Source organism: Cupriavidus sp. SK-4 (genome assembly GCF_000611125.1).
GTDB classification, from domain to species: Bacteria; Pseudomonadota; Gammaproteobacteria; order Burkholderiales; family Burkholderiaceae; genus Cupriavidus; species Cupriavidus necator.
The window spans coordinates 20,383-38,927 of the sequence record NZ_JFJW01000059.1; the positions used below are offsets into that span (position 1 = coordinate 20,383).

At 65.2% G+C, this 18,545-nt stretch carries 20 protein-coding genes; 3 read left to right on the forward strand and 17 right to left on the reverse strand.

Annotated elements, in window-relative coordinates; all coding sequences use genetic code 11:
• Positions 1-56 precede the first annotated feature (56 nt).
• Positions 57-1,046: a hypothetical protein gene (locus tag CF68_RS38275; protein WP_235205748.1), complete on the forward strand. Its 990-nt coding sequence runs from the start codon at positions 57-59 to the stop codon at positions 1,044-1,046.
• A gap of 16 nt (positions 1,047-1,062) precedes the next feature.
• Here the strand turns inward: CF68_RS38275 and CF68_RS12220 are convergent, their stop codons facing one another.
• The 10 genes from CF68_RS12220 to CF68_RS12260 all read right to left on the reverse strand — a co-directional run bounded on the left by CF68_RS12220 (position 1,063) and on the right by CF68_RS12260 (position 10,616).
• Entirely contained in the window at positions 1,063-3,063 is a 2,001-nt protein-coding gene (locus CF68_RS12220) for a thioredoxin domain-containing protein (RefSeq protein WP_035819018.1), read from the reverse strand.
• 79 nt (positions 3,064-3,142) lie between these two features.
• Positions 3,143-3,436, reverse strand: a complete 294-nt coding sequence (locus CF68_RS12225) for a hypothetical protein (protein ID WP_035819019.1) — start codon at positions 3,434-3,436, stop codon at positions 3,143-3,145.
• Between the two features lie 403 nt (positions 3,437-3,839).
• Positions 3,840-4,127, reverse strand: coding sequence for a GYD domain-containing protein (locus tag CF68_RS12230; RefSeq protein WP_013956269.1), 288 nt, complete (start codon positions 4,125-4,127; stop codon positions 3,840-3,842).
• 119 nt (positions 4,128-4,246) lie between these two features.
• A complete protein-coding gene (locus CF68_RS12235; protein ID WP_035819022.1) occupies positions 4,247-5,275 on the reverse strand; it encodes a TGS domain-containing protein in 1,029 nt (342 codons plus the stop codon).
• A gap of 145 nt (positions 5,276-5,420) precedes the next feature.
• Positions 5,421-6,563 (reverse strand): phospholipase effector Tle1 domain-containing protein, encoded by a 1,143-nt coding sequence (locus CF68_RS12240; protein ID WP_035819024.1) that lies wholly within the window; start codon positions 6,561-6,563, stop codon positions 5,421-5,423.
• Positions 6,564-6,596: 33 nt separating this feature from the next.
• Entirely contained in the window at positions 6,597-7,472 is an 876-nt protein-coding gene (locus tag CF68_RS36195) for a phospholipase effector Tle1 domain-containing protein (RefSeq protein WP_084187203.1), read from the reverse strand.
• Positions 7,469-7,957, reverse strand: coding sequence for a DUF3304 domain-containing protein (locus tag CF68_RS36200; protein WP_084187205.1), 489 nt, complete (start codon positions 7,955-7,957; stop codon positions 7,469-7,471). The genes CF68_RS36195 and CF68_RS36200 overlap by 4 nt, the downstream gene beginning before the upstream one ends.
• 114 nt (positions 7,958-8,071) lie before the next feature.
• A complete protein-coding gene (locus CF68_RS37050; RefSeq protein ID WP_152548490.1) occupies positions 8,072-8,362 on the reverse strand; it encodes a hypothetical protein in 291 nt (96 codons plus the stop codon).
• 65 nt (positions 8,363-8,427) lie between these two features.
• The gene (locus CF68_RS12255) at positions 8,428-9,825 is read right to left on the reverse strand and encodes an MFS transporter (RefSeq protein ID WP_035819032.1); all 1,398 of its coding nucleotides are present in this window, start codon (positions 9,823-9,825) and stop codon (positions 8,428-8,430) included.
• Positions 9,822-10,616 carry a hypothetical protein gene (locus CF68_RS12260; protein WP_035819033.1) on the reverse strand — a complete coding sequence of 265 codons (795 nt, stop codon included), beginning with the start codon at positions 10,614-10,616 and terminating at the stop codon, positions 9,822-9,824. Before CF68_RS12260 ends, CF68_RS12255 begins: the two co-directional genes overlap by 4 nt.
• 235 nt (positions 10,617-10,851) lie before the next feature.
• Here CF68_RS12260 and CF68_RS12265 point away from each other — a divergent pair, with 235 nt between their 5' ends.
• Together CF68_RS12265 and CF68_RS12270 are read left to right on the forward strand one after the other, a co-directional pair.
• Positions 10,852-11,430, forward strand: a complete 579-nt coding sequence (locus CF68_RS12265; protein ID WP_035819035.1) for an acyloxyacyl hydrolase — start codon at positions 10,852-10,854, stop codon at positions 11,428-11,430.
• Between the two features lie 139 nt (positions 11,431-11,569).
• Positions 11,570-12,445, forward strand: coding sequence for a pirin family protein (locus CF68_RS12270; protein ID WP_035819036.1), 876 nt, complete (start codon positions 11,570-11,572; stop codon positions 12,443-12,445).
• Between the two features lie 50 nt (positions 12,446-12,495).
• On the opposite strand, the gene CF68_RS12275 is transcribed toward CF68_RS12270, so the two are convergent.
• From CF68_RS12275 to CF68_RS12305, 7 genes are all read right to left on the reverse strand, one after another.
• Positions 12,496-13,644 carry a porin gene (locus CF68_RS12275; RefSeq protein ID WP_035819038.1) on the reverse strand — a complete coding sequence of 383 codons (1,149 nt, stop codon included), beginning with the start codon at positions 13,642-13,644 and terminating at the stop codon, positions 12,496-12,498.
• A gap of 279 nt (positions 13,645-13,923) precedes the next feature.
• Positions 13,924-14,748, reverse strand: a complete 825-nt coding sequence (locus CF68_RS12280; RefSeq protein WP_010808912.1) for an SDR family NAD(P)-dependent oxidoreductase — start codon at positions 14,746-14,748, stop codon at positions 13,924-13,926.
• Between the two features lie 26 nt (positions 14,749-14,774).
• Complete coding sequence (locus CF68_RS12285; RefSeq protein ID WP_035819039.1) at positions 14,775-15,191, reverse strand: MaoC family dehydratase; 417 nt, start codon at positions 15,189-15,191, stop codon at positions 14,775-14,777.
• A 14-nt stretch (positions 15,192-15,205) separates the two neighbouring features.
• Complete coding sequence (locus CF68_RS12290) at positions 15,206-15,646, reverse strand: MaoC family dehydratase N-terminal domain-containing protein (protein ID WP_035819041.1); 441 nt, start codon at positions 15,644-15,646, stop codon at positions 15,206-15,208.
• 26 nt (positions 15,647-15,672) lie between these two features.
• Positions 15,673-16,860: a lipid-transfer protein gene (locus CF68_RS12295; protein ID WP_035819043.1), complete on the reverse strand. Its 1,188-nt coding sequence runs from the start codon at positions 16,858-16,860 to the stop codon at positions 15,673-15,675.
• A gap of 38 nt (positions 16,861-16,898) precedes the next feature.
• Positions 16,899-18,038 (reverse strand): acyl-CoA dehydrogenase family protein, encoded by a 1,140-nt coding sequence (locus CF68_RS12300; RefSeq protein ID WP_035819044.1) that lies wholly within the window; start codon positions 18,036-18,038, stop codon positions 16,899-16,901.
• Positions 18,039-18,236: 198 nt separating this feature from the next.
• On the reverse strand, positions 18,237-18,545 hold a 309-nt coding region (locus tag CF68_RS12305; protein WP_035819045.1), incomplete at its 5' end, for a response regulator transcription factor.

An 18,545-nucleotide genomic window follows, 5' to 3' on the forward strand; every position in this document is an offset into this window, starting at 1 on the left:
AGCGGCTGGCCGAGATCGAATCGCTGCGCGGCAATCTCTATTTCCCGAAGGGCGACATGGAAGAGTGCCTCGCCGCCCACCAGCGCGCCCTCGGCCATGCGAGGGCGGCCGGATCGGTGCTGGGCGAGGCGCGTGCGCTGGGCGGCCTCGGTGATGCGTACTACCAGCAAGGCCGCATGCTGACCGCGCATGCGCATTTTGTCCGCTGCGTCGAGCTGGCGCGGGCACACGGTTTCATCCGCATCGAATGCGCCAACCTGCCGATGGTGGGCGCGGTGGAACTGTTCCGCAACGAACTCGCGGCCGCGCAGGCCAGTTGCGAGGAAGGGCTGCGCCTGGCGCGGCGCATCAGTGATGCGCGCAGCGAGATGCTGGCCTACGACGTGATGACATCGACCGCACAGCTCGCCGGCGACTGGCCGTGTGCCGAAGCGCACGCGCGGCTGGCACTGGCGCTGACGCGCCGGTTGGAGGCCAGGCGCTTCGAGGCGGAAGTGCTGGCCCGGCTTGGCCTGGCCATCGGCGCGCTCGGCCAGGTGCAGGAGGCAGAGTCCCTGCTCGACGAGGCGCTGCAGTTGAGCCACGCCAGCGGCGTGCGGTATTCAGGGCCAACCGTGCTCGCGTTCCTGGCGCGCACCACGCCCGATCCGGACAAGCAGCTCGACGCCCTGCGCCAGGGCGAGTCCATGCTGGCCCAGGGGTGCGTGAGCCATTGCCACGTCGACCTGCTCGAAGCTGCGATCGACGTTTCACTGGCGGCGCGCAGGTGGCAGGAAGCCGAACGCTACCTGGCTGCGCTGCAGGATTACATGCAGCATGAGCCGTTTCCGTGGGGAGACTTCCTGATCCGCAGGGGCCGCGCCTTGATCTGCGCCGGACGGGAAGAGGGCGGCGCGAGCACGCCGCCGCTTTGCGCCCGGTTACGGCTGCTCAGGGACGAGGCACACGCGGCCGGTCTGAATGCGTCCCTGGGTGCCATCGATGTGGCACTGGAGCGGCTGACAGCGACATCGCGTATCGAGCAGGACGCATCAGGCCTGTCCTGATCGAAAGGGCCCACCGTCACCCCACGCAGCGTTCAAGGAGCGCCTGGCCGCTGGTCACGGGCGCGGTACAGGTGCGATGTCGGCACACGTAGGCTGCCGGCCGGCCGTCAACCGCAAGCCGCCCCTGGCCGACGGGAACGTCTTCGGCGAATGCCAGCACGCGTGCCGGAAGATAGGCGCGGTGAACGCTTTCCACCAGGGCGGCGGCCGCCGCCTTGTCGCCGGCAAGAATGATCCCGAACGCGCCGCGCTGCGCGAAGTCCGCGGCGGCCAGGAGGTGCACGAAGCCGGCCGGGGCCGCGGTGGCGGCAGCCCGGTAGCGCTGGAATTCGTGCTCGGCGAGGTCACGATAGCGATCCTCGCCGGTGAGTTCATGCAAGCGCAGGAAGGCGAACACGCTGGCTGAAATGCCAGACGGCCAGGCGCCGTCGTACGGAGCGCGAGGCCTGTTTATCAATGGTTCGCCATCATTGGGCGTGAAATACAGCCCGTCGTCCCGGAACCTGTCGATGATGAGCGCCACCAGTTCGGCTGCGCGATCGAGGTATCGCCTGTCGAAGCAGGATTCGTAGAGGTCGATCAGCGCGTTGGCCAGGAAGGCATAGTCTTCCAGGAACCCTGGCACCTTGACTGTGCCGTTCTTCCAGTACCGATACACGCCGCCGTCCGGCATGGTGAGCTTGTCCTGGATAAAGCTGGCGGCACGCCTTGCGGCGGCGAGGTGTGCGGGGTTGCCCGTTGCCTGGTAAGCCGCGCAGAGTCCCTGGATCATGAGACCGTTCCACCCGGCGAGAATGTTGTCGTCGCGGCCGGGGCGCACGCGCCGGGCGCGTGCTGCCAACAGCCGCTCGCGCCAGCCTTCCAGCCGTGCCTCCTGCAGAGGAGTCAGCGTGACGGCACGGTGGAGCACCGATCTGCCGGGCTCAAAGTTCCCGGCTTCGGTCACGCCGTAGGCGCGACACGCCAGGGCCCCCTCGGATTCGCCCAGGACTGCCTTCACCTCGGCCGCTGTCCAGACATAGAAGCGGCCTTCCTCGCCTTCGCTGTCGGCATCTTCGCCGGCATGGAAGCCGCCGTCGGGGTGCGTCATGTCCCGCAGGATGTACGCGATCGTTCCCTCGAATACGCGGCGCCAGGCTTGCTTTCCGGTCAGGCGATAGGCGTTGGCATAGAGCGTGACGAGCTGGCCGTTGTCGTAAAGCATCTTTTCGAAGTGGGGCACGGCCCAGCGTTCGTCGACACTGTAGCGGGCGAAGCCACCGCCGAGCTGGTCATGGATGCCGCCGGCCGCCATGCCGTCTAGCGTGCGCTCCAGTGCTTCAAGCAGCGCGGGTTCACCTGTTCGCTGATAGATGCGCAGCACGAGGTCGTAGGCGCTTGCGTTGGGGAACTTGGGCGCTCCGCCCAGGCCGCCATGGGCCGGGTCCGTATTGCGCGCGAGGGCGAGGGCTGTCTGCGCGGGCAGGTCCTGGACTTGCGCGGCTTGTTCCGCGTCTTCACGGCTCAGGACCCCTTCGTCCAGGTGCCGGAACCCCCGCTGAAACTGCTCGATGGTGTTGCTCAGTTCCTCGCGGCGATGCCTCCAGGCTTCGCTCAGGCTCAGCAGCACGCGCGGGAGCCCAGGGCGGCCGTAGCGGTCATCCGGCGGAAAGTAGGTGCCACCGTAGAAAGGCTCTCCCTGCGGCGTCAGGAACACCGTCAGCGGCCAGCCGCCGTCCTGTCCCATCATCTGGGGGACTTTCTGGTAAATGTCGTCGAGGTCGGGACGCTCCTGCCGGTCGACCTTGATGCTGATGAACCGTTCATTCATCAGGCCGGCGATCCGGGGATTCTCGAACGATTCGTGCGCCATCACGTGGCACCAATGGCAGGTGGCGTAGCCGACGGAAAGCACGACCGGCTTGTCGTCGTCGCGCGCACGGCGAAACGCCTCTTCGCACCAGGGATACCAGTCGACCGGATTCTCCGCGTGTTGCCGGAGGTAAGGCGAGGTTTCTGTGGCGAGCCGGTTTGTCATCATGGTCTCCAGCCTGGGCCGGTGGGACAACTGTGGCGCAGAACAGGGCGCCCGGCAAGCGCGTGGCGGGTTTCCGGCATCAGCCCACCCCAACCCCTTGTGACCAGCACTGGTATCGCCAGGTAAAGCCATCGCGCGGTGGCATGGTGCCGGCGGGTGCCCCACCGCCACGATAGGCGAAGGTGTACAGCACCAGCGCCGTGCGCCGCGAAGAATACCGGTCCCGCACGGGCATGGCCTCCCTTGCGGGCCACCAGCGCGGTGCAAGCAGCGCGCCGCTGACATAGGCCAGGCCGCAGTGGCCCCAGCCGGCTGCAGACAGCTGCCACAGCCAGCGGTAGCCGGCGTCGGGAGGGCGTGAGCGGGCGCGCATGCGACTCCTTGCTTCAGTTCGGATCAGGTACGGCTCTGATCCGATCCGTCCACTTTTGCATTACCCGAATCGCTCAATGGCGGCGCGCGCGAGGCGAGGGGTCAACATCGCCCCCCATGCCGCCAATAAAAAGAGCACCTTCCACAGGTGCTCAGCGCTTCAATCGGGGTGCGTCCGAACCGGGTCAGCAACTTATGATCCGGTCCGGACCTGCAGGCATATGTGGCCTGCACGATCACGCTTCATCTGGAAGATCATCCAGGAAACATGATCGTTTGGCTGACCTACCTTCGCTTTACTCAAGCGTGTCTCAGTCAGCACTTTAAGTATAGGGCAGCCGACGCTCAGGTCAACCTGAATCTGGCTGTGCCGCCGCGCGAGCAGCCTGGTCCATCGGTCTGCGCTACAGGGCCGCGATGAACTTGTCCCACGGCGTCGCTTGCAGCGTCTCGGTCGCGGCGTGTCCATAGCCCCGGATGATCAACGCCGCCCGCTCGAGTTGCTTCAGGTCGTCCGTCTCGACAATGTCCACGACGTCAAAGCGCCCGAGTGTCAGATAGCTGTCCTTCCAGGTGACGGCAGGGCATTCGGCCTTGATTTTCTCGGCCACCGTGGCGGCGAGCTTCTTCATGTCCCTGGGGTCCGTGAACGCGTCAGGAGCGAGACGGCTGAGGATGACGTATGTAGTCATGGCATACCTCCGTGCAAGAAATTGCTCCGCAAAACGGCACGGCGGTCATGCGGGAACAACCGGCCGCAGGTCTTTCAGTCTATGTCATCGGCGCTCGCCTGCTGCGACGATGGCCTTGATCAGCCATGTGCCTGCGAATGCAGTTCCACCACGTCCCGATCGGCTACCGCATGATCGGCGCCCACCTGCTGGCCGCTGAACTTGCCACTCCCCCAAAGGCGGGCGAACTTGAACGTACGCGCGAGATCAGGGTGCACCTGCAAGGCGACATCCAGCACGGTGTCGCCGCGGCGCATCGTAAAAGGCCGACGCTGGTCGACGGGCTTCCCGGGTGCCTTGGTGTAGACACGCACGATGCCCAGAGCCCTGAAAAGGAACGGACCGACCTCGGCCAGTCCGCGCCCGTCGGTTGCCGAGGTGGCTAGCGCCGGAAAGCGTACACCGAGCAGGTCTTCCAGCACGGCCGCGTCCTCCGGGTTGGCGAGATCAGTCTTGTTGGCCAGCAGCAGCGCAGGGAGGTGAACACTGAACGGGTCAGCCGCCGCTTCCGCCGTCGCCCCAGGGCTGTCGGCCTGATCTGGCCAGCGCTCCGACAGGATGATCTTCGCCTCGGCAAGCCGCCGCAGAATCAGCGCCAACTGTTCTGTACAGTCTGGCGCGCTCAGGTCGACCACGAGCAGTACGCCGTCTGTCGCCCGCAATATGTCGGTGAGCCTGGGGTGCATGAATTCGACGGAGACAGGTGGCAGATCCACCAGCTGAAAAGCAATGTCGTCGAACGCCAACATGGCGGGGACCGGCACCTGCGTAGGGTGGGGATAGGGCCCAACCTCGCTGCCCGATCCTGTCAGCCTTGCGTGCAGGCTGGATTTTCCCGCGCCGGGCGGGCCGATCAGACAGAGCTGGGCCGCACCTTCTGGATGCACCGCATGTGCCGGCCCTCTGTGAGCGGCCTTCCCGTGGCCCGCAGATGCCTGGGTGAGTTCCCTGATCCGCGACTTGATATCGGCCTGCAGATGCTCCGTCCCCTTGTGTTTCGGGATGACACGGAGCATCTCCTTCAGGCATTCGAGCTGCTCGCGCGGCTGGCGTGCCTGCCGATAGGCTTGTTCGGCCTGCTTGTACTCTGGAGTGAGGTTTGCTGGCATGGGCTGTCGCCAGTTTCAGCGTCCGGAAGCCGAGAGAGCGATCCAATCGCCGAAGGGCAGTTTCATCAGACTTGCTCCGAGAGAACTCGCCCTTCAGGGCATTTGCGGGAGAGCAGTCGATCTCGCGTCAGACGGGCGTGGACAGTCAAGGACGACCTGTCCATCCCGCGCGCTGGTCCGTGTTGCCTGGCCTCAAGCCTTCCGTCTCGTTCTCAGCATCGCCTGCCTCCGGCATGTAGACCCAGCGCTGACGAAAATAGCCACCCCCCTCGCGTCGGCTGGATGTAGCAAGCCTGATGACCGCAACCCGCATCCTGGGGGCATCGTCGTCACGCATGAGCGGATACTCCAACTTCAGTGCCTTGTCATCTGGCGGCTCAATCCCGCTCTGAATGGCTCTGATTCTCGTATCGGCGGCAGCTTTGTTCTGATTGTAGATGCGCTGTTGAAACTCGTTCAGCCGTTCTCCGTCGGCCTTGGCCTTGCACATCGCCTTGAATTCCTCCTGCTTGTCGAACTGGGTAACGGCCCCTGCAAGATAGAAGCCCGCCAGCGAATCGTGGACGAAGTTCTGGAAGAAGGCATCCTCATTCGCATCCGTATCCCTGCGCTTCTCGAAGGGTGCTTCGAAGATGCCCAGCGCCCAGCGCTCCCACGGCGTGAGTGGGTAGCCGCTATCCGCGTAGACGACCTGCATCTGGCTCGCACCTGCGCGCTCCTGTGGCGACAGCGCTACCTTGTGGTCATAGATGAAGGCGTTCGGGTTCGCTCGGGATTGCATCACACGCAGGTCCCATTGCAAATTTGCGCTCGCCTCTTCGAGATCTTGCCTGTCCTGGGCCGTGGTGGCATTCCGGGAGATGGCTCCCTGAGCCGCATACAGCATGCGGGAGCGCCGCTGGTAATAGAGCCGCATGTGCTTGCAGTAGACCTTGCGGAAGTCCATTTCCGTGCCGGCGCGCAGTCTCTGCACATAGATATTGAATTCCCGATGCAGCACGTCACTGACTTCGAAGTCATCGCGCACCACGTTCTTGAGCTTGTCGAAGCGGACGAACGGCACGCCATGAACAAGCGCTGATCGGTACATGTGCACCAGGGGTATCTGAGACGCCAGCGAAGCGTGGCCCCAGCGGGAACGGCCTTGGTCGGCGGGCGCATAGCCGCCACCGATGTCGGAGTGCACGCCTGGGAAAATCCATTCCTCCACGTTGTTACCCCGAACCCGCGTTAACGGGAAGTTCATGCGCATTTCATGCGCGGCGATCAGGTGCACAGTCTTCTTCACGATGGCCGGCAGGGGCTTAAGAATTTCCGCAGCTCAGCTCGAATGACCGCTCAGCATCCAAAGGCCGAACTGCTCATTCATGGATGCGGACGTGCCCACGGTTGCGACCGAATCGAACAAGCCCAGGAACGTGATTTCCGTGTCGATTGCGCCGAGGAATTTGCCGTCCTGCAGCGTGTCCTGATACCAGTAGCAGAACGCGCGCGCTTCCACGGCACCGCGCGAGAAGCCGAACACCGACAGAGTAACCTTGGGCACGCTCGGCGTCTGCTTGGCTAGCAGGCGCTCGCGCAACTTCTGCGACAACCGGTCCGACAGCGGCTTGAACCATTCATGCCGGTTGATCGGCGCCGCCTCGGGATCGGGCCGCTGATGGTGATCAACCTTGTCCTCATAGTCCTGGATGAGCGCCTTCATTTCTTCGGGCGTGAGCATCGTCTGCTTGAATACGCAGCGATGCACAGCGTTATAGACCTGCATCACGGCCCACAAAATGCGTGCCTGTCCTCCCTTGGCGAAGGCCTTGCCATCCTGTGTTTCCGTATCCTCGCCAATTTGCTCGAATCGCGTGCCGACACCCGGCATGTAGTAGCGGAAGTATTGGTTGCTGTTTTCTGGACGGTTATCCTCAATATCCGGATGCGCGAGATAGAGTCGGACAATATTGCTGTGGTAACGCTTCTCCGGCGGAGCGTCATCGTAATCCCGCTGCATGTTGTTGTTCGTGCCGTCGAAGAACAGGCCGACATTGACGAGGTGATGGCAATTCGGCCCGGCGCCTCGCTTGAAACACAGCGCTTCGGGGCGACTATCGTCCAGATGATCTTCTTCCTCAGGCGTTAATCGGCAGTACTCGGCCGCCGGGGCGTATTGGGTGCGAATGCTTGGGCTCTTGACAGGCTGGCTCATTGCCTTTCTCCCTTGCGCTGTCCGTTAGGGCGAACCGGATAAGGAATTGGGTGCCCCTCACCGTCTGGGTCCCAATTCGAGACCACCACGCGGATCACGTCGTTCGGGAAGAAGTGCACATATACATCCCCCGGTTTCGTATAGGGCTCGACCTGTACGCTTTTCTTCGTTTTCCAGTTATGCCTGCTGCCATCGTCCAGCGTCAGGTCGTATTTCAGATCGACGGTCAGCCCCGGCCGATAGACACGAGGAAGGCGCACGCAGCATGTGCCCGCTCCAGCGGCTCCGTATGCACTTGCGTTCGCGCCAAAGGCGCCATTGACAGTGAAGCCATAGAGATATTGACTGGTGTGGTTGACCGCGCCAAGCGATGCATTGATATAGGAATTGTCGTCGTCGCGCGTGGACAGTCCTCCGCTGCCGGCGCAGGCGGACAACAAGATGGAAATCAGGCAGGCGGCTATCAGGCTGCGTCGTCGTAGCATGAGTGATCTTCCTTTGCGGGGCCAAGAATGAGTATTTTGCGAAGCAATCGCTGCGTCCGCATCAAAGGCGCACAATACGTACGGAATGATATGGAGGCGGCGTCCTGCAGTAAATCAGACGAACCCTAGAAATTGATTGAAATTAAAATCAGGAAAATCTGAATTAACCAGAATGATTTTCATTGGCAGAGCGAGCGGACGAACGAAGTCCGGCGCGCGGGAACTGCCGCGACGCCAAGACATTTTCTTGCAGTGTGATTGCGCGATCAGTGCGCGCTGATAACCGGTCACGTCCCAGGACTCGACGTTGACGGAACCGCCTTCCAACATGACCTGAATGAACCCGCACATCGCGTCGGCATAGCCGGTGCGATAGCCGTCATGCTTGCGTTCGAGGTGGCTCAACCACTGCAAGCGGAAAAGCCCGAGGCGTCAAAGAGACGCCCAGCATGCGAACGTAGTTCGCGCTTCTACTGGCAAGCGGGTCCGGCAGTAGCGGCGCCGTACCCGCTCTCCAGCCCGACCATTCGCTCAGCGCGCAAGGCAGCCCGCCGGCCCCGCACGGTGTTGACCCCGCACAGCAGGCCCAGCCCGACCACGAAGTAGCTGCAGGTGACCAGCAGCGCCTGGCGGTGATCGCCGCCCGTCAGCCAGCTTGCCATGCCATAGGTCAGCGGCCCGGCGATCGAGGCCAGCTTGACCGCCAGGCCCCAGAGCCCGAAGAACTCGGCCGCGCGCGAGGGCGGTGCCAGCAGCCCCACCATGGCCCGCCCGGCGGACTGGGCGGCGCCCAGGCACAGGCCGGCCACGTTGGCGGCAAGCCAGAACAGCGGCGCTTCGCGCGCGGCGTGCGCCAGCAGGATGGTCAGGATCCAGCCCAGTAGCGTCAGGGCAATGGCGCGCACGTGGCCGATGCGGTCCTGCACGGGGCCGAACAGGAAGGCACCGGCCGCCGCCGTCAGGTTGACCACCAGCACCAGGGTCAGGGTCTGCTGCATGGTGAAGCCCATGGCCTGGTTGGCGTAGATGGCGGTCAGCGTGATCACCGCCTGGATGCCGGCCTGGTAGAACAGGGTGCACAGCAGGAAGCGGCGCAGGTCCCTGAACTGGCGCAGCTGGCGCAGGCGTTGCCATACCGTGGCCCAGGCCGTGCCGCTGACCTGTTCGCCAGCCGGCGCGGACGCAGCGATCCGTGGCGCGCCGCGGTCGCGCAGCAGCAGGAAGGTCGGCAGGCTCGCCAGGGCAAAGATGGCCGCCGTGATCAGCATGGTGACGGGAACGAACTGGCTGGCGGCGTGGCCGCGTGCGCTGGCCCAGTTGACATAGAGCAGGCATGCGCCCAGCGTGACCAGGCCACCGATATAGCCAAGACTCCAGCCCCAGCCCGAGACCCTGCCCAGGGCGCGGGTGGTGGAGAGCGATGGCAGGAAGGCGGCGATCAGGTTTTCGCCGCTGCCGAAGAAGAAGTTGGACAGGACCACGCACAGGATGGCCAGGCCAAGGGTGCCGGGCTGCGCAAAATAGAGCAGGGCGGTGAACACCACGCAACCCGCCGTCGTCACCGCAAGCAGCGGCTTCTTGGCTGCGCGCAGGTCGGCGTAGGCACCGACCAGCGGCGCGCTGAGCACCACCAGCGCATAGGAGAGCGAAAGCGCCGCGGTCCACGCGAGCGTGGCCCAGGGCGCATTGCCGGCCACCACGGCGACGAAGTAGGCATTGAACAGCGCGGTGATGACCACCGTGGTGTAGCCAGAGTTGGCAAAGTCGTACATGGCCCATGCCCACACTTCGCGCGGCCGTACGTCGACGCCCAGGGCAGAGGGCACGCGGGGCTCGCGAGCGTGGCTACCAGGTTGGGGCACGGTCATGTTCCTTCCTCCACGATGCGGCGCCGCTTTAGCCGAAGCAGGACGCCATAGACGGCCAGCGCCGCGAACACGTGCTTGAGCGTGTGCCCGCTGACCAGCCCGGTGAGCGCGGCGATCTGGTGATCCAGCACATCGCAAGCCAGGGCCAGCACATAGCAGCCGGTGATGGCCAGCACATCCCGGTCGCCAGTGTAGCGCGGCGCATAGAGGCAGAGCAGCAGCGGCACCACCAGCATGGCCCAGGCCTGAACCAGCAGGTACGGGCGCAGGTCGCCGATGCCGCGGGCTTCGCTCCATGCCCAGTAGGCGACGCTGGCCGGCCCCGCGATCAGCAGCAGCGGCAGCAGCCGCAAGCCGGCCTTCAGGCTGACCCGCTCGCACAGGTTGGCGTCCAGCCAGCACATCAGCGCGAACGCCAGCGGGGCCCTGTCCCACACCAGCCGCTGGTTGTCCGGTGCGAGGTGGTAGTAGGCGGAGCCCAGGCCAACCAGGAAGACAGCGAAGAAAAGCAGCCGGTAAGGCCAGGCCTCGGCCGGCGCGATAAAGGCGCGGCTGGCAGCCGTGGTGCCCAGATAGCGCAGGCCGGCCGCGCCCGCGAGCAGGAACAGCAGATTGGAGCCGATGTCGAGGCAGTGGGGCGTGCCGAAGCAGACGTAAGGGTCGGCATAACGATGGTATTGCGGCGGCTGCGCGATGCGCGGCAGCAGCCAGGCCGCGGTGGCCATGGCCGCCACCAGCAGCCAGACTGCGGCGGCCCTGGCGGCAGGGCGGGCTTGTCGGCAGGCGCGCATGATGGCCTCCTTCCGCTTGTGGGCGGCCCCGTGATAGCCGCGTACTACCAAGTTTCGACAATTGTGCGTGGCTTTGCCAATTCTTTGGCCGTGACTGCGCATTGTTTCGGCATTGGAACACTGTGTTCTCTTCCGGCAGGCTTCCGCAAATTTGAAGGGCTGCTATCTTCGAGCGCCGTGATCAAAACAAAGTGGCAGCGCCGCGATACACGTCGACGCTGCCCGAAACCCACGGATGTCAGTGAAGAAAGCAACCCCTTCAAGCCGGCTGGCGCACCTTGCTGCCGCCGTTCCCTTTGCGGCCTGGCTGTGCGCGCTTCCGGCCGCCGCCGACGCGGCAACCTTCTCGATGCAGGGCGGCTATGGCCGCGACAACCGCCACGGCGTTGAAAAATACGAAGTGGCCGCGCGCTGGGACGATATCGTGCAGTGGCAGCTGTCCAGCCGCCTTGCGCTGTCCCTGGACGGCGAGGTCAATCTCGCGAACTGGCGGGCGCTGTCGTCCCGGCCGTCGAGCCAGCTGACCGAGTTCGGCGTGTCACCGATCTTCCGCCTCAGCTATGCGGGCGAATACGCGACGCCGTTTGTTGAAGCCTCCGTAGGTTTGCGCGTGCTCAGCCATACCGAGATCGCCGATGGCCATCGCATGGGCTCGGCTTTCCAGTTCTCTGACATGGTCGGCGTGGGCATTGCCTTCGGCAAGGCGCAGCGGCTTGCCATCGGCTACCGCTTCCAGCACCTGTCCAATGCCGGCATCAAGCAGCCCAATCCCGGCACCAACTTCAGCATGGGCTACGTGCGCTACCGCTTCTGACGGGCGGCGGCCGGGCATCGTTCCAGCCACAGGACACTGCATCGCAATCCCACGGTCTACCGCGCATCGGCTGCGGCGCCTATCATTGCCCCATGGATCATTGCCTGCCACTATCGGCCGGCATACTCGGAGAACAGACATGAAGCGCATTCTGGGCGTCTACAGCGCACCGCGTCAGCACTGGGTCGGAGATGGCTTTCCGGTGCGCTCGATGTTTTCATACATGAGCCACGGCAAGCAGCTGAGCCCGTTTCTGCTTTTGGACTACGCCGGGCCGGCCGACTTCACGCCGACGCAGCGCCCGCGCGGGGTTGGCCAGCATCCGCACCGCGGTTTCGAGACCGTGACCATCGTCTACAAGGGCGAGGTCGCGCATCGCGACTCGACCGGGCAGGGCGGCGTGATCGGCCCCGGCGACGTGCAGTGGATGACGGCGGGCGCCGGCATCCTGCATGAGGAATTCCACTCGCCGGCCTTTACGCAAAGCGGCGGCGCGCTAGAAATGGTGCAGCTGTGGGTCAACCTGCCGGCGCGCGACAAGATGACCACGCCCGGCTACCAGGCCATCATCGACCGCGATATCCCGGCGGTGCCGATGCCCGATGGCGCCGGCACGGTGCGCGTGATCGCCGGCGAGTACGCGGGCAAGGCCGGTCCGGCGCACACCTTCACGCCGATGCATGTGTGGGATATGCGCCTGAACCAGGGTGCCAGCACGCGGCTGGCGCTGCCGGAGGGCTGGCATACCGCGCTGGTGGTGCTGCGCGGCAAGATCACCGTCAACGCGGAGGCGACGGTGCGGGATGCCGAGATGGTGGTGCTGGACGGTGCCGGCGAGGATGTCAACATCGAAGCCAGCACCGACGCGGTGGTGCTGCTGCTCAGCGGCGAGCCGATCGACGAGCCGATCGTCGGCCATGGCCCGTTCGTGATGAACACTGAAGAGCAGATCGCCGATGCCTTCCGCGACTTCAGCAGCGGCCACTTTGGCAGCATCGCGGCGGGCGGCCGGTAGGCGCCTGCTGCAGCAGCGGGGCGAGCCTTGCGGCTCGCCCCGCTCAGGCATCAGAAGATCTGCCGGATCCCCACGGTCACGCCCACCATGCTTTTCTGCCCGGCCATGGTCGGGTACTTGAAGGCAAAGGCGGTGGCCGCGCCGTCGAAGCTCAGGCCGCCGTTGCGCGCATAGCCGGCCGACAGGTACACGTCGGTGCGCTTGCTGAAGTTGTAGTCGGCGATGAAGCTGACCTGCTGCATGTTGGACGGGTTGGTTTCGGCGGCCGTGGCAGTGGCGCGCGCGCCCTTCACGTCGGCGTAGTAGTAGGCCAGCGACAGGCCCAGCGCGGGCGTGGCCTGGTAGTTGACGCCGGCCCACCAGTAGTCGTCGCGCAGCAGCGTGTTGCCGTTGGCGAACTCTGCCTTGTTATAGCGGTAACCGAGCGTGAACTTGAACGGCCCGGTGTTGTACAGCGCCGCCGCGCCCAGCTTGGTCATGGTCCCGGGCTGGCCGGTGACCGCGGCAGGGCGCCAGACGTCGGCCGCGATCGAGGCGCCGAAGCCAGTGCTGTTCAGGTACATCAGCGAGCCGCCGTAGGCGATGTTGTCGCTGAAGTGGCCCGGCATCTCGCCGGCACCGCCGTTGGCCAGCAGCACGGTGGCATTCTGCACGGCCACGCCGGCGCCGAACGAGAAGTGCGCAGCGGCCTGCAGCGGCCCGAACTTGCCGGTGTACTTGATCATGTTGTCTTCGCGGTAGTTCAGGCCCATCCACCAGATGCCCGGCTCATAGGTGGCGGCAAAGCGCATCGGCGCGAAGTTGGCCATGCCGTCGAAGAACGACGTGTACTGGCGGCCGAAGGTCAGCTTGCCGAAGGTGTTGTTCTGCACGCCGAGATAGGACTGGCGATTGAACAGCGGCGCGCTCTGCAGGTTGCCGCTGTCCCACTGGAAGCCGCTTTCCAGCACGAACAGCGCCTGGTTGCCGGCACCGAGGTCTTCCACGCCGCGCAGGCCCCAGCGCGAGGCTGACAGGCCGCCGACCTGCGGCATGCCGATGCGCTTGCCGCCCTGCGTGGGCGTGGCGGCGGATGCGGCCACGCGGTTGACATACTCGATCGATCCGTCGATGACCCCATACAGCGTCACGCTGGACTGTGCATTGGCGCTGCCTGCAGCCGCGCCCAGTACAGCCAGCGTGATAATCGATTTCTTCATGCTAAGTTGTCTCCTGTCGGTTTTTTATGGAAGGCGCTGGCCGGTTGCTACGCCCGGCTCTGTTCCATTAGACCTTTGTGCGTGGTGTCAGGCCCCCTCCTAAAAGGAGTGAGTCGGGGTCCGGGTGTTGCAATGCCGCACGGTTGATGGCAGGAGGAGATTCCCTATTGACCTGGAGCCCGTTTCAGAATGAAAGCGGGGCGCGAAGGCTGCTGGTGGCGAAGCACAAAAGAAAACGGGGGCTCGCCAATGCGAGCCCCCGTTGCGGTGCGGCTGGATTTACTGCACGTTGCCGGCGACCGCGATCACCTGGCCGGTGATGTAGTTGGAATCCGGCGAGCAGAACAGGTACACGCCGCCCGCGGCTTCTTCCGGGGTGCCCCCGCGTCCAAGCGGATTGCGCTGGGCGTGCGACTTCAGCATCTCCGGATTCAGCCCGACGCGGATTTCACGGCCTTCGATATTGACCGTGGCGCCGGCCTTGGCGTCGGCCGAGGTCATGCGGGTGTGGATCAGCCCGAACGCCACCGCATTCACGTTGACGTTGAAGCGGCCCCACTCGCGCGCCATGGCGCGGGTCATGCCGATCACGCCGGCCTTGGCGCCGGAGTAGTTGATCTGGCCGGCATTGCCGTTCAGGCCCGAGGTCGACGAGATATTGACGATCTTGCGGTACACCTCGCGGCCGGCTTCCTTGTCGGCGGCAGCCAGTGCCTTGATGTGCGGGTAGGCGGCGCGCAGGATGCGGAACGGCGCGGTCATGTGGCAGTCCAGGATGGCGTACCACTGCTCGTCGCTCATCTTCTGCACCACGTCGTCCCAGGTGAAGCCGGCGTTGTTGACGATGATGTCGATGCTCTTGAAATTGCTCATCGCCGTGTTGATGAAGCGGTCGGCAAAGTCCGGTGCGGACACGTTGCCCACGCAGGCCACGGCTTCGACGCCCATTGCCTTCAGTTCTTCGACGGTCTGTTGCGCCGGTTCGGCGTCCAGGTCATTGATGACCAGGCGCGCGCCTTCGCGTGCCAGCCGCATGGCGATGGCGTTGCCGATGCCGCGGCCCGAGCCGGTGACCAGTGCCACCTTGCCTTCAAGTGCTCCCATTTCAGACTCCTTGTGCTTGATTGGATTTACAGGGCAACGACGGCGTCGCCGAGGATCTTGCTTTCGCCATACTGGTTGGCGGTCTGGATTTCCAGCTTGACGCGCTTCTCGCCGTCGACTTCCAGCTTCTCCACCACGCGGCCGGTGCAGGTGATGCGATGGCCCAGGTGCGTGATGCCGACAAAGCGCACGCCGAACTGGCGCAGCTGGCGCTGGTCCACCCACTGCGTCAGCAGGCGGCCCAGGTAGGCCATCGACAGCATGCCGTGGGCAAACACGTCGGGCATGCCGGCCTTGCGCGCGTAGTCGGTGTCGATGTGGATGGCGTTGTGATCGTTCGAGGCGCCGGCAAACAGCGCCAGCGTGGTGCGATTGATCGGTTCCAGCGTCAGCGGCGGCAGGGTGTCGCCCACCTTGACCTGGTCGAAGCTCAGTTTGCTCATGGGGGTTCTCCGGTTCAGCCGTTGCGATGCACCAGCACGCTGCGCAGGTCCGCCACGTGTTCGCCGTCCTGGTTGGCGACGCGCGTCTCGCGCACCACGAACTCCAGCGCGCCACCCTTCTTGTCGTAGATGTCGGTGATGGTGGTCTTGAAGTGCAGCGTGTCGCCCGCATAGGCCATGCGGTGGTAGTCGAAGGACTGCTCGCCGTGCAGGATGCGGTCCGGCCGGATGCCGAGTTCCTGGCGCCAGGTGCTGGGCGGCTGCGTCAGCTCCAGCGAGAACAGGAAGGTCGGCGGCAGCGGCAGGCCCGGGTGTCCGGCGTCGCGCGCGGCGGCCTCGTCGATATAAACCGGGTCGGTCTGGCCGGTGGCCTTGGCGAAAAAGCGCAGCTGGCTGGCCGGCGCGGAGGTGCGGAAGTCCGCAATCACCCGGCCGATATGTTTCTTGTCGATCATGGATGGGCTCCTGTGTCGGCGTGTGCTCAGGCGTGCTTCTGGTACAGCGTGACCACGCAGGCGCCGCCCAGGCCGAGGTTGTGCGTCAGGGCCAGGCGTGCGCCTTCGACCTGGCGCTGGTCGGCGGTGCCGCGCAGCTGCTGGACCATCTCGTAGCATTGCGCCAGGCCGGTGGCGCCCAGCGGATGTCCCTTGGACAGCAGGCCGCCCGACGGGTTGACCACCCACTTGCCGCCGTAGGTGTTGTCGCCGTCGTTGACCAGCTTCTCGGCGCCGCCTTCCGGGCACAGGCCGAGGCCTTCATAGGTCAGCAGCTCGTTCTGCGCGAAGCAGTCGTGCAGCTCGATCACGTCGATGTCCTGCGGGCCGACGCCAGCCTGCTCATACACCTGCTGCGAGCCCTCGCGCGTCATGTCGAAGCCGACCACGCGGATCATGTCGCGTGCGTCGTAGGTGCTGGGGCGGTCGGTGGTCAGCGACTGGCCGGCGATCAGCACGTCGGTCTTCAGGCCCTTCTTGCGCGCGAATTCCTCCGACACCACGATGGCGGCAGCGGCGCCGCAGGTCGGCGGGCAGGCCATCAGGCGCGTGAGCACGCCTTCCCACAGCGCCGGCGCGGCCAGCACGTCTTCGGTGGTCAGCACATTGCGGAACACGGCCAGCGGGTTGTTGGCGGCGTGGCGGCTGGCCTTGGCGCGGATCCTGGCGAAGGTTTCGAGCTTGGTGCCGTACTTTTCCATATGGGCCTTGCCGGCGCCGGAGAACTGGCGGATGGCATTGGGCAGGTCCTTGCGGTCGACCAGTTCGTCCACCAGGCCGATGGCGCGCTCCAGCGCCGGGGCGCGGTCGTCCCAGCGCGACTTCAGCGCGCCGGGCTGCATGAACTCGAAGCCGACCGCGAGCGCGCAGTCCACCGCGCCGCTCTGCACCGCCTGGCGCGCCAGGAACAGCGCCGACGAGCCGGTGGCGCAGTTGTTGTTCACGTTGATAACGGGGATGCCGGTCATGCCAACCTGGTACAGCGCCTTCTGGCCGCAGGTCGAGTCGCCATACACGTAGCCGGCGTAGGCCTGCTGCAAGTCCTCATAGCTGAGGCCGGCGTCTTCCAGCGCCTGGCGCACGGCGGTTGCGCCCATCACGTCATAGGTGTCGCTGCTGCCCGGCTTCTTGAACGGGATCATGCCGGCGCCGGCGACGAAAACCTTGCGAGTCATATGTGTGCTCCGATGTGTGTTTGTCTTGGGATCAGTGCTTACAGCTTGCGCGCGATCAGATCGCGCATCACTTCGCTGGTGCCGCCGTAGATGCGGGTCACGCGCATGTCGGCAAAGGCGCGCGCCACCGGGTACTCCATCATGTAGCCGTAGCCGCCGTGCAGCTGCACCATCTGGTCCAGCGCGGTGCCCAGCACTTCGGTCGCATGGAGCTTGGCGATGGCCGCTTCTTCCAGCGTCAGGCGGCGGCGGATGTGCTCGCCGAGGTAGTGGTCGACCAGCAGCCGCACCGAGATCGCCTGCGTCTTGATGTCGGCCAGCTTGAACTTGGTGTTCTGGAAGTCCCACACGGTCTGGTTGAAGGCCTTGCGGTCCTTGACGTAGGCCAGCGTGTGTTCCAGGCAGACCTCCAGCTTGGCGGCGGCGCTGACCGCGATCGACAGGCGCTCCTGCGGCAGTTCGGCCATCAGGTAGGCGAAGCCCTTGCCTTCCTCGCCCAGCAGGTTGGCCACCGGCACGCGCACGTTGTCGAAGAACAGCTCGGCGGTGTCCTGCGCGTGCTGGCCGACCTTGTCCAGCTTGCGGCCGCGGCGGAAGCCCTCGCGCTCGGCTTCGACCACGATCAGGCTGACGCCGCGCGCGCCGGCGGTCGGGTCGGTCTTGCAGACCATGATGATCAGGTCGGCGTTCAGGCCGTTGCTGATGAAGGTCTTGCTGCCGTTGATCACGTACTCGTCGCCATCGCGGGTGGCAGTGGTGCGGATCGCCTTGAGGTCGCTGCCGGTGCCCGGCTCGGTCATGCCGATGGCGAGGATGTATTCGCCGGAGCAGACCTTGGGCAGCCAGCGCTGCTTCTGTTCCTCGTTGCCGATGCGGGCGATATACGGCGCGATGATGTCGGAGTGCACGCCGAAGCCGACTCCGCTCAGGCCGGCGCGGGCATACTCTTCGGCATAGATGGCGGAGTGGCCGAAGTCACCGCCGCCGCCGCCGTACTCGGTCGGCAGCGTCACGCACAGCAGGCCCTCGCGGCCGGCCTTGAGCCAGGTCTCGCGGTCGACCTTGCCGGCCTTGTCCCATTCGGCTTGCTTGGGCAGGCATTCGCGTTCCAGGAAGCGGCGTACGGTGGTGCGGAACATCTCGTGGTCGTCACGATAGATGGTGCGGTTGATTTCCATTGGGTGACTCCGGATATCGGTCTGCGGGAGGTTGCCTCGGCCAAGGTGTGCGGCCACTGGTATGGCGCTAAGGTACCGGGGAGGAGGGGGCCGCGAACACCACCCGCGTCAGGTGGCCGGAGTCAGCAAAGGGGGGCCGCGCATGGGTTGCGCGGCGTTGGGGAGGGGGCTGGGAGGGAGAGGGGGGCGGCCGCGCCGTCAGTGCGGCGCGTCAGGCGGCTGGGCGCCGCCGGCCTGATCCAGCTCGCGGTCGCGGGCGCGGGCCACGGCCTCGTCGCGGCTGCTGACGCCCAGCTTGCGGAAGATGTTGCGCAAGTGCCATTTCACCGTCTCCGGCGACAGGCCCAGGGTACGCGCAATCTTCTTGTTGGGCAGGGCCTGGCCGAGCAGGCGCACGACATCGGCTTCGCGGTCGCTCAGTTCCTCGAAGCGCGCATCGGCCCGGGCCGGGCTGTCGGCGGGCGTGGCAGCCGCGGCGGTGCCGCCCGCTGCGCCGGCTTGCGCGGC